This is a genomic window from Psychrobacter sp. T6-5, assembly GCF_052258485.2.
Classification (GTDB): Bacteria; Pseudomonadota; Gammaproteobacteria; order Pseudomonadales; family Moraxellaceae; genus Psychrobacter.
Window position 1 is genome coordinate 2,310,863 of the sequence record NZ_JBQQEY020000001.1, and the last position, 15,390, is coordinate 2,326,252.

Sequence of the window (15,390 nt, forward strand, 5' to 3'; positions counted from 1 at the left end):
TATTAGCGTACTTCATCAACCCAGCTCAAAACTGCTTCTGTCAATGCGAACTGACGGACATCATTGAGCATGGTGGTATCAAAGTTATGGATAAAGGAAAATGACAGTTGACGCGTAGGATCACACCAAGCGACTGAGCCGTTATATCCCATGTGCCCAAACCCTGATAATGCTGGATCAATGCTATTATCGATAGTGTCTTTACTACATATACTGAATAATCTGTGGTAGCCCAATCGCCACTGCATAGGCGCTGGCATGACGGCATCTAGGCCTGTGACTTGAATTGTGGAGAGCTGCTTAAACGTAGCACTATCAATTAACGTCTGCCCTTGCCAAACCCCACCATTGGCCAACATAGCATAGATAGTGGCTAGCGCATCCGCTGAAGCGACGCCATTAGCAGCGGGAATGATTGCCTGTAGTGTGTTGCGAGTGTGATAATCAAGTGCTTGTTTTCCGGCAGGAATGAGCGCTGCCTTGTAATTTTTTAGATTGAGCTGGCTGGTATTGAAATATAGGCTATTAATACGCGCAGTATTTAATACAGATTGTATGTTATCAATATTTTTGTTATCTAAATCGTCATCAAGGCTACTTTGCGTTTCAGCTGTACGCTTATCATCTAGCATTTTCTGTTGCCAGCAATGATAGCTAGGCAGACTTGCATAAGTACGTAAGGTGCTTGGTGAGTCGGATTTTAAGGTTGGTTTTTGGCGCTTGTTACGCAGTTGTACGCTATCCTCATTTGATGACTCAAAGTCTTTGGCAAGTTTTGCTACTTGATCTACTTTGCTATCTGGCACACCAAAATAGCAACTGTCTGCAATACCTAAAGGCTCAGTTAGATACTGACGTAATGCTTCGGCTAATGACATATGCGTCACGGCTTCTATCACACCGCCAAGTACCCAACCATATATCAACGCACTATAAGCACTGCCATATGCAGCGGCGTCCTCAGGTGCTGTGATAGGCATTCCTTCAATATGACTCAGCATAACGCGCCAATCGAGCACCGTTTCACTATCGACATCGATACTGGTGATCGAAAACAAATCAGCCTGATGTGACATCACCTGTCGCAAGGTAATGCTGTCCTTACCTGTTGCGGCAAACGCTGGCCAATAGTGAGCAATGGGTACGTCATAACCAAGCAGTTGCTGTGACACCAATACATGCGCTAACGTCGCTAAGATGCCTTTACCAGTAGAGAAATTAATGGCGAGCGTATCAGACTGCCATGACGTATACAAACGCGCCATACCTGTACTTGCCTGCGCAATACATTCACCTGCCTGATACACAACCACAGCACCACCAGCTGGCGCGTCATCAAGTTGCAAATCTGTCAATAACTGCTGTAAGCGGCGTTGTAAATCTATGCTCATAGATGTATCGATATTTTTATTATTTTGATCATTGTTTTGCTTATTGTCGTCCATCATTGCTACCTTGCTCCAGTATTGTGAACTGTCCTAGTATTAAAATCAGTTGGGTGCATACGTTATAGAGATATTGGAGATCAGTATAAATGTATTGATAACCAATAAAAAAGGCCACCTATTGGTCGCCTTTTTATGCATCAATTATTATGATAATTTAGCGAGGCACTAACAAGCGATTATGGACTTCTTGTTCAAGCTTGGTCAAGCCGTGACTACGTCCACGCTCCATAGCAGTATCCATCTTGCGCCCACGCAACCAACCTGCACGTAGTGCAATGGCAGCCCCTACCCTGTTGCCTGAACCACAGTGCATGGCCATCTTTTTACCATGATACTGACGCAATATATTATCAAACGCCAATATCTTAAGCTGCTTTAGCTCTTCAGCGCCATTAATAGGCAAGTGCTCGTAGCTCATTCCTGCGCGCTCAACGGCAGCTGATTCATTGAAACTCAACTCATCCTCTGGCTGCAAATTAATCACCAACTCAACACCAGCTTTTGCTAGAGCGGCGACTTTTTCTTCATTTAACGCGCCGCACACAATGGTATTGGCATCTGGACGAAAATAAGGCTCAAAGACAGCGGACAAATCAACGCCATTATCAGAATCGCTATGGCCATCACTTGAGATATCAGTGACAACGTTGTCATTAGCAGCTGCTGTATCAATAGTCATTGATCTGTCAGCTTGATCCGTACTTGTCACGCTATTTTGTGAATTCATGTTTTGTGCAGTCATAATGATAAATGTGTTGGTTAAATATGGCTATTAAGATATAGGTTCTGATACGTCGTACAATACTTGCTACTTGCTATTTAATGTCACGACACCCGCCAAATGTGGCTTACTATTTTTAGAGCTATATAGTCCGAAATCACAGGTATCTCCTGCGTTCTCAAGCGTTGCTACTGGTTGAGCGATAAGCTCTACTTCAGCTGGCAAAAAGATAGGCAGTTTAAATGAGACGTCGACTGTATAAGCATCAGGCAGCTCATCCATTAGAGCAAGACATTTAGCTTTTGACCACATGCCGTGTGCAATCGCTTTAGGGAAGCCAAACGCGCGCGCTGATAGTGGGTGCAAATGAATCAGGTTAAAGTCACCTGAAACAAAAGCATAACGGCGACCGATATCTTCTGGTACTTCAAAAATACTGTGTACGTCTTTTTTACCTACTTCTGGCTTCACAGCAACTGGACGCGGCGTGCTTTTTTTATCTTTGCTACTGGCCGTTTTTTTGCTGCGTGATAGGTAAGTTGACGTCCCTTCCCAAATCACTTTGTCCTCTGCTTTTACCGTGGTGACAAAGTCAAATTGCTGACCTTGAGCATGGTCACGCAAGTTATCAAAAGTGACTGACATGGACACCGTTTCACGCTCACCAATAGGACGATGCTGCGTGACGCTATTGTCTACGTGTACCAGACCTAACATCGCAAATGGAAACGGCTCTTTGACCATCATATTCATCTGTAGAGTCTGTGATAGTACTGAAAAGTAAGTCGCTGGAACTTTACCATTATCAGCAAAGCCACAAATTTTACGATAGTCGTTTAGATTATCATGATCGATATGCAAATCATCGACGTAATAGGTGGCCTGTGGCAATTGATCTTTACTGACTTTGCCACTGTTACCAATAGGTAGTAAGCTTTTGACGATATTGGCATAGGTAGTGTGCGCTTTTGGCAACGCGTCATAATGGGTGTCTGACATAAGTAAATCCTAAATGTGGCTTGAACAAGATTTTTAACGTATCTAAAGACATTAAGCAGTCATTGACTGATACCTATTATGAATAAGCACTATATTCAATCAATTTTGCAAGTATCTATAATAGCAAAAAATAGTTTGGCTGATGGCTCTTGTGTTTTTATCATAAAAAAGCCACCCGTGGGCAGCTTTATTACAATTTATCAGCAAATATTTCGTAAGCATATGTGAGGCAAATCAAAAACAAGGGATGATACCATCACACTACCCTCTCATTGTTTGCCACATACTCTCACCAATAAATCAGTATTATGCGCCAAGTAAGCTTTGACCACAAACACGAACTGTGTTGCCATTTAAGCCACCAGACGCAGGTGAAGCCAACCATGCGATGGTCTCAGCCACGTCAACTGGTAAGCCGCCTTGGCTCATTGAGTTCATACGACGACCAGCTTCGCGAATAGCAAATGGAATTGCTTCCGTCATTTGTGTTTCGATAAATCCTGGCGCCACTGCATTGATGGTCATGCCTTTGGCATTGTCTTCTAACTGCTTGGCAGTCGCATCAACCAAGCCAATAACGCCCGCTTTAGAAGTGGCATAATTGGTCTGACCCATGTTACCAGCGATACCTGAAATAGATGACACACATACGATACGGGCATTTTCTTTTAGCACATCATTGTCTAGCAAGTAGCGATTCAGTTTAGCAATGCTGCCCAAGTTGATATCAATGACCATGTCCCACTTTTTCTCATCCATTCTGGCCAATGTCTTATCACGAGTCACGCCAGCATTATGGATAACTGAATCTAAACCACCACGCTTTTGCGCCGCATCTGCGATTTCTGCGCCAGCGTCATCGCTAGTGATGTCTACTGTCAATGCAGAGCCACTGATTTCGCTAGCAACTTTTTGTAGGTCAGCTTGCTGCTGCGGTACGTCAAGACAGATCACATGCGCGCCCTCGCGAGCCAAGACACGAGCGATTGCTTCGCCGATACCACGACTTGCGCCCGTCACTAGCATCGTTTTGCCGCCTAGAGGCTGGTTCCAGTCGACATCAACTGAGTCGCCCTTGCTCACGCGTACCACTTGTCCTGAGACATAAGCTGAACGTGCTGAGGTGAAAAAGCGCAAGGTCGAGTCTAGGTTCTGTTCAGCGCCTGTTTCTACATAGATAAGCTGGGCTGTAATGCCGCGTTTGAATTCTTTACCTACTGATTTTACAAAGCCCTCAAGTGCACGTTGTGCCATGGCAGTTTCAATATCAGTGATGTCCTCTGGCGTACGACCAATAACGATCACTCGGCCTGATTTTTCTACGCGGCGCGCAACGCTATGAAAAAACTCGTACACTTCTTTTAACTGATCCGCGTTGCTGATATTACTTGCATCAAAAAGCAACACTTTGAACTGATCGTCACCACCTGTATTGGCTTTTGCTTCAACGCCTGCATCAGCAAGAGAGTCTTTAACATCATCACGGCTGTTTACATATACATCAGCATGCACATCTAACAAAATACGTGCAACAGATTCACTAATGCTTTTGTCCTTACCATTAGCACGGCCAACTAGTACACTGCCACGAACCAAACGCTCACCGCTTTCAAAACGATCAAGCGTCGCTGGCATTGGCAAACCTAAGTTCTTTGCGACTTTTTTACCAATAGAAGATTGAACAAAATCACCATAACGGTCTGACATAATATATTCCCTATAAATAATGAATGGTTGAAATAATAGTAAACACTAAATGTAATACGCCTATTATATAGGCTCATCAACATTGTAATTATTGATATTTGGTAAATCATCTTAAAACTAGCCTAACTATACACTGCCATTAGAAACATGTCCAAAAACAGACAATGTCTACAACAATCTGTAAACAAGTCAGTATACAAGCTGACGACTTTTTACCAACTTACTGACCATCATAACATGTTAAAATCCGACCTATAAGTTATGGCAAACATAATTATTGATAACAATATATTATCAAACGTATCGTTATGCAATGCTACTATCTGATACTCGTTGGTACTCGCCAGTCTATTAGCGCCTTGACCAGTACGCTTAAAGCTGTCATTGAACTTATATAAGCGACACATCGTTTGCTAAAGATATACATTAAACGAGCACAAAACGACTTATCATACACAGCGATACTAGGTGATAAATGATAATATTTGATTTTTGCTTAACATGACTTTGCCAATTTTTTTATGTTTACCCTTCAATTTTAATTTTTCTGCCCATACTTTTTAAGGATAATATTATGAGTAATAAAAACAACCACCCTGATAGTCCAGTTGTCGAAAGTACTGTCGTTAAAGCCAGCGATGCAAAACCACAAGAAACTGCTGATATTAAGGCCAACGACACCAAGGCTGATAGCGCACAAGCTGAAAACACAAAAAAAGAAGCGCCAGCTACTAAAAAATCTGATGCTAAAGAAACTGATACCAAAGGCTCAGAAACTAAAGACACCACTAGCAAAAAATCAGATGATGAAAAAGTAGAAAGCACAGCGGCTAAAAAACCAGCGACTGCTGCTAAAAAAGCCAGTAAGACCAAACCTGCCTCAAACCAGAATCGTGTGGCAATCCTAGGTGGTAACCGTATCCCGTTCGCGCGCTCTAACGGTTCATACGCTGACGTTAGCAATACAGATATGCTGACAGCTGCCCTAGACGGTTTGGTTGAGCGCTACAACTTGCAAGACGAAGTCATCGGTGAGGTGGTTGCTGGTGCTGTTATGAAGCTAAGCCGCGATATCAACCTGACTCGCGAAGCAACATTGAATACCGCACTGAACCCACACACGCCAACTTATGATATCTCACAAGCTTGCGGTACTGGCTTGCAAGCGACCTTTGCTTCTGCCAACAAGATCGCACTTGGACTTATTGATTCAGCAATCACTGGCGGCGTAGATACCACCTCTGATGCGCCTATCGCTATTGGCGACGGCTTGCGTAAAGTATTGATCAAACTTGGTGCCGCCAAAGACAACAAGCAACGTCTAAAAGCATTGATGGGTCTAAATCCAAAAGATTTGATTGATTCACCGCAGAATGGCGAGCCGCGTACTGGTCTATCAATGGGTGAACATCAAGCCATCACCGCGCTTGAGTGGAACATCACTCGCGAAGCTCAAGATGAGCTTGCCTTTAACAGTCACAAAAACCTAGCACGTGCTTATGATGAAGGTTTCTTTGATGACTTGATTACGCCATACAAAGGCCTGACTCGTGATAACAACTTACGCCCAGATACCACGCTAGAGAAGCTGGGCAAATTAAAGCCAGTGTTTGGCAAAAAGAACGCCAACCCAACCATGACTGCCGCCAACTCGACGCCACTGACTGACGGTGCTTCTTGTGTCCTATTGGGTACGGATGAGTGGGCAAAAGAGCACGGCTTAAAACCACTGGCTTATATTGTTCATCAAGAAACAGCAGCGGTAGACTTCATCGGTAAGTCTGGCACGACAGAAGGACTACTCATGGCACCCGCTTATGCAGTACCACGTATGCTTGAGCGTGCTGGCCTAACGCTACAAGACTTTGATTTCTATGAGATTCATGAAGCGTTTGCCTCACAAGTATTATCGACACTGGCTGCTTGGGAAGATGAGACATTCTGTGAAGAGCGCCTAGGTCTTGATGCACCACTAGGATCGATTGATCATAGCAAGTTAAACGTAAATGGTTCATCACTAGCAGCAGGTCATCCATTTGCCGCGACCGGTGGTCGAATCCTAGCCACCGCTGCGAAACTACTGGATCAAAAAGGCTCAGGCCGTGCGCTAATCTCTATTTGCGCCGCTGGTGGTCAAGGCGTGACTTGCATCTTAGAAAAATAAGTTCCATAAATTGTGAATTTAAAATATATGCTGACTAGTTATTTTAATCAGCATATATCTATCCATAAAAAATGCCCTTTAACTATTTAAAGGGCATTTTTTATTGTCTGTACTTTGCTATGATAGAACCGACCTAGATAGTAGCCTCTTAAAAAAGCCGATACGCCAAACAAAGGTAATATTTATGGGTAAGACAGAATTTCTACTTAAAAAAAAGTTTCTATTAAGAAAAATGAGGCAAATCATTTTTGGCTCTGAAAAATTGGTAATGACAAAACCCATTACAACCAGTGATTTTCAGTCTCTAACCACTAAGGAGGATTTAGATCGGTACAATCAGGAGCAAGCCATCCTGTCTGAACGTATCGAAAAAGACATTCTAGATGATGAACTGCGTCGAAAAATGCATCAAGATTTAATCGATACCTATGATGAAGAACTAGAAAATGAAATAGATGATTATGCGCGTGACTTTCGTTTTAACGGACGTGAGATGAGCGAGCAAGAAAAACTGGATCGGCGTACCTACTTCCATGAATTGGTACGATTGCAGCGAGAACTTATCAAGCTGCAAGATTGGGTGGTCGCAAATGGTGAGCGTATCGTCGTTATCTTTGAAGGGCGAGACTCTGCTGGTAAAGGTGGGGCCATTAAACGTATCACTCAGCGGCTCAATCCGCGAGTTTGCCGTGTTGCCGCCTTACCTGCTCCAACGGAACGCGAGCAGACACAGTGGTATTTTCAGCGCTATGTCGCGCATTTACCAGCCGCAGGTGAGATTGTGCTGTTTGATCGCAGTTGGTACAACCGAGGCGGTGTTGAGCACGTTATGGGTTTTTGTACCGATGCGCAGTATGAGGAGTTTTTTCAATCGGTGCCAGAGTTTGAACGCATGCTCGTGAGATCAGGCATTCGCTTAGTCAAATACTGGTTTTCTATCACCGACGATGAGCAGCATGCACGCTTTATGAGTCGGATATATGATCCGCTAAAACAGTGGAAGCTCTCACCAATGGACCTGCAGTCACGCAGGCGCTGGGAAGACTACACCAAAGCAAAAGAAACCATGTTTGAGCGCACTCATATCCCTGAAGCGCCATGGTGGGTCGTCGAAGGTAATAACAAAAAGCGCGCTAGGCTCAACTGTATTGCACATCTGCTAGAGCAAATTCCTTATAAAGAAATACCTCGTGACGAGATTGAGCTGCCCAACCGCAAACGTGATGATGAATATTACCGCGAACCTATTCCTGACGATATGTATGTACCGCCGCGCTACTAGCACTAACTGATACAAACATATGTCCTAAAAAAAGCCTTATAAAGTTATAAGGCTTTTTTATCGATTATAAAGTATCACCATGATGGCTATCGATAGAGACGCCTAGGTTTTTGAATTAAGTGATATGAACTACATGGTATAAGTCGCTTGTAAGCTATCAATTTTTCCAGCCAGCAAGCGTTCAACTTCGTTTTTAATTCTCTGTCCAGCGATATCACTACCAATTTGCACCGCAAAGCCTGCTGGTCGACCACCTTGGGTCTTGGAGTTGATCCAAACAACCTTACCATTCATTGGCAAGCGCTCGCTAGAGTTGGGTAATGTGATAGCGATAAACACCTCGTTACCCAGCTGCTGCGGCTGATCAGAAGGCACAAACAATGCGCCGTTATTCACAAAGGATAAATAGCTGGCATACAGTGTGTCGATACTTTCAATGTGACAGGTTAAGATCCCGCCGCGTCCTGGCATTGCCATAGTCAGCTTCCTTTATCAACTGGGTCTAATATATTTTTATGAGTTATTGAGAGGTTATAAATAAAAGCGATTGTGAGTGAATAAGCGATAATGAAGTGCTATATCACGACTTTTACAAGTCAGCTAACTCTTGCATTAGCTTATCATAGGCAAATTTTTCTTGCACATTTTGTTGCAAAGCAACTTTGGTCTGCTGCAAGCTGGTGGCAAAAGTCTCTAATCCGCTATCGGTAGGTTGATAAGATTCTAGCGCAGCCGATAGTTTGATATCTTTTTGTAGTTCACCAAGCCCCAAACAAACACGGCGCATATCAAGAAGCATCAGCTCAGACAGCTGAATAAACTCTTTTATATTTAACTGACTTTGCCAATAGTCACTTGCTGCCACACTACTACGCTTACCACTACGTAGCGCTTGCCATGTGGTCAGCCATAGAGCACGCTTGCCATACCACGGTGCCTGTGCCAGCGCTATCGCAGCGAGTGGCGCTCCGTTTGCTAACTGTATCAGCTGCTCAATCGCCATTTTGCCAACGGCTTCACGATTGATCGTATGACCGAGTGCTTTTGTCACATAATCGATAGCAACAGCAGGCTCAATAGTCTGTAATGCCAACTGTTGTACACGGCTCTTAATCGTTGGAAGTAGCTGAGCAGGCGTATCACTAATCAAAAATAGGTGGACTTGTGCTTGCGGCTCTTCTAATGTTTTAAGTAACGCATTGGCAGCGGCGACGGTCATTTGCTCAGCATGATCTAACACACAGATGCGCATCCCTTGCCCGCCTTGATAAATAAAAGGCTGCAAGGCACGAATGTCATCCACTTTGATTTTAAGCGCGCTGTTGCTTGCGCTCTTGGTGGCTTTTTTGTCTTTTGCGCTGCTTGATTTGTCTTGGAGGGTGTCGCTATCCGCATTGATTGGCATACTCACGATTGGCAGCACTTGCAAGCTTGGGTGAGTGCCCGACTTGAGCCATTGACAGCTTTCACACACGCCGCACGCCCCTAATGGATTGGTATCACGCTCACGGCATAACAACCAAGCCACCAACCGCCATACAAAGGCGCGTTTACCCATTCCCTGCATACCAGCAGCGAGCAATGCATGCGGCAAGGATTGCTGCGTCAATACTCGCTGCGTCAATTGCGACCACAACGTCTGTTGCCATGGCAATAAGGGCGCAAAATAGATACTGTCTGAACGCTCTTGCGTGCCTACATTTGCTGTCAGATCATTCATAACAATGGCTCTATCACGTTTTTAGATATTTAGGATGCGGCACGCTAACGATGTTCTGGATAATGTGCGAGCGCTTGCTCAAACCATTATTTAGCGGGGTTTTGAAAATCAGCTAAGCTCATGGCATTTAAACGGTCTAGATCTTCTTGTGTATCGACACCAGCCGGCAGTTGACAAGCAGCTTCTGTAATAGCGATATGCTCACCATTTTCTAATATACGTAGCTGCTCTAGACTTTCGAGTAGCTCAAGTGGCGTCTGTGGCCAATGCACAAACTGCTGTAATAGACTGACGCGATAGGCGTATAAACCCAAATGGCGATACGCATCTTTTGGTGGCTGTCTTTGATTGTCATCCGCCAATACGATATCACGATCACAAGGAATCGGTGCTCGACTAAAATAAAGCGCGCGCTGTAGATTATTAGTATATTGACTGACCACTTTTACCACAGAAGGTCGCTGGAATGTATCGTAATCATCGATAGGCTCACATAGTGTCGCCATGACGCTATCCTCATCCTCTATCAAAAGCGTCTGCACCTGCTCTAACAGTAATGGCGGTACAAGAGGTTCATCACCTTGCATATTGACCACAATATCATGGTTAGCCCAGCCTTTAATAGCAGCCACTTCCGCCAAGCGGTCAGTGCCTGACGCATGCTCGCTACTTGTCATCACGACATCAAAGCCGGCATCGATACAGACTTTTGCAATTTGCTCATCATCAGTCGCAATACACATATCGTCAGCGAAGGTTGCTGTTTTTGCCTTTTCAGCCACCCAAAGTATCATCGGTTTTCCATGAATGCTCAATAATGGCTTACCAGGTAATCGTGTGCTCTTAAAGCGTGCAGGAATCACAATATGGGTTTTGGCAGGTGTGGTGACAAGCGACATGATTTATTCCTAAAAATTGTGTCAGTTTGACGTATTGACTATTATCTATGATGGCGTTTTTGTACTAACATCAGGATCAGCCTCAATACCCAAAGCTTTTAATTGCTGGTTTAGATTATCATAACAGTTATCGGATAATACGGCTGTCACAGGCAAAACCCACAACCTGCTAACGAGTTCTGTATACTCATCGCTTGATGCTTGCTCTGCCGTATAGTCTGACAACAATGCTTTTATTTTTATTGCATCTTTACTAGTAACAACGATAGGATAATCGCTGTATGGCAAAAGCTCAGCCAAACTAAAGTCATAGTGATCAGGATAAGGATGCCCTATCACGTCAAAACCAAGAGACTCTAACGTATTAAAAAAACGCTGTGGATAGCCAATACCACTGACTGCATGTACTCTACTATTACTGGCAGGGATAACATTATCTATTTGCTTGGTAGATGATTGAGGACTCCATAAATGTTGCAATTCATCAGCTTGCAAACGCATGGTCAAGCGCTCAGAATTCTGTGGCTTATTACTACTTTTAGTCGAGTCTGTATTTGGTTTTTCATGATAAATAACATGAGCACCTTCTAGTCGTGACATTGGCTCACGCAAAAATCCTGTTGGCAATAATTGCTCATTACCAAACCCTCGCGCGGCATCTACCACAATCCACTCTATATCCCGCTTGAGCGCATAATGTTGCAAACCATCGTCAGCGATAATTAATTGCAAATCAGGTTCAGCATCCAACAAGGTAGTAATCGCTTGCTGACGATTGGGGCATACTGCCATGGCAACGCCTGTCATATGAACAATCAAACATGGCTCGTCGCCTACCACGTTAGGCAAACTGGTCGTGCTGACCAATGCTGGCATTTGACTAGTATCACCACCATAACCGCGGCTGATGACTCCGACCTTTATGCCTCGTTTTTGCAAATGATTGACCAAGGCGATAATTAACGGTGTTTTGCCGCTACCACCCACACTAATATTACCAATAACCATGACAGGTATAGGTGCGCGATAACTTGATAGCAGCCCAACTTTATAAGCTTGGCGACGAAGCAATGTGATAAGCCCATAAAGCCAGCTAATAGGTAGCAAAAGCCATAACCAAGCAGCCTTACGCTGCCATGCACGGGTGACTGTTGTCTCAATGCTCATGGATAATTGCCATTCACCTATCGATTTGATTTTGTATTATGAGAAATAGTTCAATCTGAAGATATCTCAATATGCCAGCAATTAAAGCGGCTCTACCAAAGTCTATTCAAAATCTCGGGCATACATTTGCGCATAGTGCCCTTGCAGCGCCATCAGCTCAGCATGTGTTCCAAGCTCAACGATTTGACCACCATCCATCACAGCAATACGATCTGCTGATTCAATGGTCGTTAAGCGGTGCGCAATCACTAGCGTCGTACGGTTTTTCATGACATTATCGAGCGCTTGTTGAATATAATACTCTGACTCATTATCAAGCGCACTGGTGGCTTCATCCAAAATCAAAATTGGAGCGTCTTTCAACAGCGCACGAGCAATAGATAGTCGTTGACGCTGTCCTCCAGACAGTTGCAGCCCTTCTGCCCCAATCTCGCTTTGATAGCCATTTGGCATTTTCATGATAAAGTCATGCGCGAAAGCCGCTTTTGCAGCCTCCTCGACCTCAGCTTGGCTCTTATTAGCCAAGCCGCCATAAGCAATGTTATTAAATACTGTCGTATTAAATAGTACGACTTGCTGATTCACCATCGCAATTTGCGCACGCAGACTTTCTAATTTGATATCTTCAATTGGTATATTGTCTAAAGTAATTTGCCCAGAGGATGTCTCCAGAGTACGCGTTAAAAGATTCACTAAGGAGGACTTGCCCGCCCCACTTCGTCCCACCAATGCAACTGTCTCGCCTGCTTTTATATTTAATGTAAAATCACGCAGAGCAACCGTCGAGTCTGGATATACCAAACTGATATTATCCAACGACATTTGACCAGATAATGCCTTGCTAATAGTGCCTGTGTCTTCTTCTTCTGGCTCATCAAGTAATGCAAAAATCGACTCACCAGCGGCAATACCTTTTTGCAATTTTTGATTGATATCAGTCAGTGAGCGTACCGGTTTGCTGAGCAGACCAGCCGCCGCAATATAAGAGATAAACTCACCTGCTGAGATATTACTAATGACTGAAGGTCTCAATGCAAGCCATACCACCACCGACATGGCTATCGCCATCAGCAGCTGTACTGCTGGGGTGTTGATACTATTGGTGACGACCACCTTCATGCCTTGACGTAAGTTCTTTTTTGAAGTCTTATCAAAGCGCTCGGCTTCATATGCTTGTCCGCCATAATTTTTTACTACCTGATAGCCACTGATGACCTCATTGGTAATATGACTGACACTACCCATCGTTTTTTGAATACCTTTAGAGAGCTTAAGATAGCGCTTAGAGGCGATGCGAATGAGCCACAATATAGGCGGCAATACGACAAATAAAATGAGCGTCAAGCGCCAGTTGCTATAAAGCAAAAACCCTATCAATGCCACAACCGTCAAACCATCACGCAGCAAGGTCTTCATTGAGTCTGTACTGGCAGCGGTGACTTGCTCCACATCAAATATCAGCTTGGATGAGATCGTACCAGCAGGATTGGCCAAATAGAATGAACTTGGCAAGCGCAGTAGTTTATTAAAAACCTCCACCCGTAGCTCATAAACCAAGTTACGTGAGACCAAAGCAGAGTAATAGTTACCCAAAAAACTGCCCAAACCGCGTACGAAAAATAGCGCAATGATGAGTAATGGAAATAACGCCTGCTTGCTTCGATCACTTTGGTTAATGGCATCAGTAATGTATTGCAACAGCTTGGCAATCCAAATCTCAGTTCCTGCGTTGATAGCAAAGCCCAAAACAGTCAGTAGTAAAGCCCACCAATACGGCTTTAGATATTTTAGTAGACGCAGTAAAGTTTTACTTTTTGGCGGACTAGAAGGAACTGCTGAAGGTTTTTTAGCAGAAGGTTTTGTAGAGTCAGGTATATAAGCTTGGCTCATAAAAGCCTCAATGTAGGTGTCATGACATGAATGGGCTGTGCTTGATACACAGTTTATAATAATGATGCGGCAAATATTATTGCGGCAAAGTTTGACCAAGCGGTACAACGGTGCTGATATTTAAGTTCAAAAATCCGAGTTTACCAGCAACATCCATCACCCGTACGACAGATTGATGGGTAGCGTTGGCATCTGCTGCGATGACAAATAGCATATCGCGATTGCTTCCTGCTTCTTGCTGCAACATACTGGTCAGTTCAGCCTCATTGCTACTGGCGAGCGTAATACCATTGACCAAGTAACTGCCATCTTCTTGCACAGCCACTTCTATGCTATTTTTTTGCTCTGTCTGCGCCACACCTTCTGCTTCAGGAAGAATAATATTTAAACGACTAAAATGATTAAAGGAAGTAGCCAGTAGCAAAAAGACGATTAAAAACAATAAACAATCAATCATCGGCGTCAGATTAATTTCAAGCGGCTCAACAGTCGGTTTTCTAAAACGCATATGAATCTCTTATATTTACCTGCTGTTACGAATGTACTTTGAGCATCAAACTTGGTAGAAAATATGATAATTATATTGTTGCCATGTTAGTTTTATCTGCATCTAATCGATCAGTAGCACGCTCATCAATAGTGGTCATACTATTAGTAGGTGCCGCTACGTGAGCATTGTCGAGCAATTGGTAGTCGTATAGCTCTTGAATCATCAGCCCTGCTTGAGTCTCGAACTGTGCATTGATGTCGATGATACGGCGCTGAAAATATCTATACGCGACAAGCGCTGGGATAGCGACGATCATACCAGCAGCTGTGGTAATTAGCGCTTGTGAAACACCAGCAGCAAGCATCGTTGGATCTTGCATCGCACCATCAGTAATCGCTAAGAATGAAGAAATAATACCTAATACCGTACCTAATAATCCAAGCAATGGTGCAATAGCACCAATCGTACCCAACATATTGATATTTTTTTCTAACTGATGGACTTGTACGCTAGCACGATTTTGCATATGCATGGTCATAGATTCTAGACCATACTGACGATAGAGCAAACCTGTCGCCAAGATATCACCGAGCGCTGTCTTCTCTTTGACATTCATCAATTGCGTACGGCCGATATCTCCATTTTCGCGTAAACGAGTGATGAGCTGTTCACGCAGTCTGCTAGGCACAATCTTGCTAAACTGTAGTGTATGACTACGCTCAATAATGATAACCAACGCCAATATAGAACAGACGACAATAGGTGTCATTAGCCAGCCGCCTGCCTTTACTAACTCCCACATATTTGCTCTCTTCTATATTTTTGAAAACAGTTGTTGCGTAGATGGATTTATACGTAAATAGTCGTTATTAATAAATCAGTCCTACTAGCTTGCGTATTGTC

At 43.8% G+C, this 15,390-nt stretch carries 13 protein-coding genes; 2 read left to right on the forward strand and 11 right to left on the reverse strand.

Going from position 1 to position 15,390, the window contains the following annotated elements:
* Window positions 1-2: 2 nt before the first annotated feature.
* From ACTXGK_RS24520 to ACTXGK_RS24535, 4 genes are all read right to left on the reverse strand, one after another.
* Window positions 3-1,448 (reverse strand): serine hydrolase domain-containing protein, encoded by a 1,446-nt coding sequence (locus tag ACTXGK_RS24520; protein WP_443515189.1) that lies wholly within the window; start codon window positions 1,446-1,448, stop codon window positions 3-5.
* A gap of 154 nt (window positions 1,449-1,602) precedes the next feature.
* Window positions 1,603-2,127, reverse strand: coding sequence for a protein tyrosine phosphatase family protein (locus tag ACTXGK_RS24525; RefSeq protein WP_443515433.1), 525 nt, complete (start codon window positions 2,125-2,127; stop codon window positions 1,603-1,605).
* A 129-nt stretch (window positions 2,128-2,256) separates the two neighbouring features.
* Window positions 2,257-3,168: a MaoC family dehydratase gene (locus tag ACTXGK_RS24530; protein WP_443515188.1), complete on the reverse strand. Its 912-nt coding sequence runs from the start codon at window positions 3,166-3,168 to the stop codon at window positions 2,257-2,259.
* A 306-nt stretch (window positions 3,169-3,474) separates the two neighbouring features.
* Window positions 3,475-4,875, reverse strand: a complete 1,401-nt coding sequence (locus ACTXGK_RS24535; protein ID WP_443515186.1) for a 3-oxoacyl-ACP reductase — start codon at window positions 4,873-4,875, stop codon at window positions 3,475-3,477.
* A 574-nt stretch (window positions 4,876-5,449) separates the two neighbouring features.
* Here ACTXGK_RS24535 and ACTXGK_RS24540 point away from each other — a divergent pair.
* Both ACTXGK_RS24540 and ppk2 read left to right on the forward strand, forming a co-directional pair.
* Complete coding sequence (locus tag ACTXGK_RS24540) at window positions 5,450-7,039, forward strand: acetyl-CoA C-acetyltransferase (RefSeq protein ID WP_443515184.1); 1,590 nt, start codon at window positions 5,450-5,452, stop codon at window positions 7,037-7,039.
* Window positions 7,040-7,307: 268 nt separating this feature from the next.
* Window positions 7,308-8,321, forward strand: a complete 1,014-nt coding sequence (ppk2, locus tag ACTXGK_RS24545) for a polyphosphate kinase 2 (RefSeq protein WP_443515182.1) — start codon at window positions 7,308-7,310, stop codon at window positions 8,319-8,321.
* A 129-nt stretch (window positions 8,322-8,450) separates the two neighbouring features.
* Here the strand turns inward: ppk2 and ACTXGK_RS24550 are convergent, their stop codons facing one another.
* The 7 genes from ACTXGK_RS24550 to ACTXGK_RS24580 form a co-directional block, all read right to left on the reverse strand.
* Window positions 8,451-8,798, reverse strand: a complete 348-nt coding sequence (locus ACTXGK_RS24550; protein ID WP_443515180.1) for a PilZ domain-containing protein — start codon at window positions 8,796-8,798, stop codon at window positions 8,451-8,453.
* 112 nt (window positions 8,799-8,910) lie between these two features.
* Window positions 8,911-10,041, reverse strand: coding sequence for a DNA polymerase III delta subunit-related protein (locus ACTXGK_RS24555; RefSeq protein WP_443515178.1), 1,131 nt, complete (start codon window positions 10,039-10,041; stop codon window positions 8,911-8,913).
* 86 nt (window positions 10,042-10,127) lie between these two features.
* Entirely contained in the window at window positions 10,128-10,940 is an 813-nt protein-coding gene (gene kdsB, locus ACTXGK_RS24560; RefSeq protein WP_443515176.1) for a 3-deoxy-manno-octulosonate cytidylyltransferase, read from the reverse strand.
* Between the two features lie 45 nt (window positions 10,941-10,985).
* Window positions 10,986-12,107, reverse strand: coding sequence for a tetraacyldisaccharide 4'-kinase (gene lpxK / locus ACTXGK_RS24565; RefSeq protein WP_443515175.1), 1,122 nt, complete (start codon window positions 12,105-12,107; stop codon window positions 10,986-10,988).
* 102 nt (window positions 12,108-12,209) lie between these two features.
* The gene (gene msbA, locus ACTXGK_RS24570) at window positions 12,210-13,997 is read right to left on the reverse strand and encodes a lipid A export permease/ATP-binding protein MsbA (protein ID WP_443515173.1); all 1,788 of its coding nucleotides are present in this window, start codon (window positions 13,995-13,997) and stop codon (window positions 12,210-12,212) included.
* A gap of 76 nt (window positions 13,998-14,073) precedes the next feature.
* A complete protein-coding gene (locus tag ACTXGK_RS24575; protein ID WP_058024949.1) occupies window positions 14,074-14,505 on the reverse strand; it encodes an ExbD/TolR family protein in 432 nt (143 codons plus the stop codon).
* A gap of 70 nt (window positions 14,506-14,575) precedes the next feature.
* Window positions 14,576-15,289, reverse strand: coding sequence for a MotA/TolQ/ExbB proton channel family protein (locus ACTXGK_RS24580; RefSeq protein ID WP_443515171.1), 714 nt, complete (start codon window positions 15,287-15,289; stop codon window positions 14,576-14,578).
* Between the last annotated feature and the right edge of the window lie 101 nt (window positions 15,290-15,390).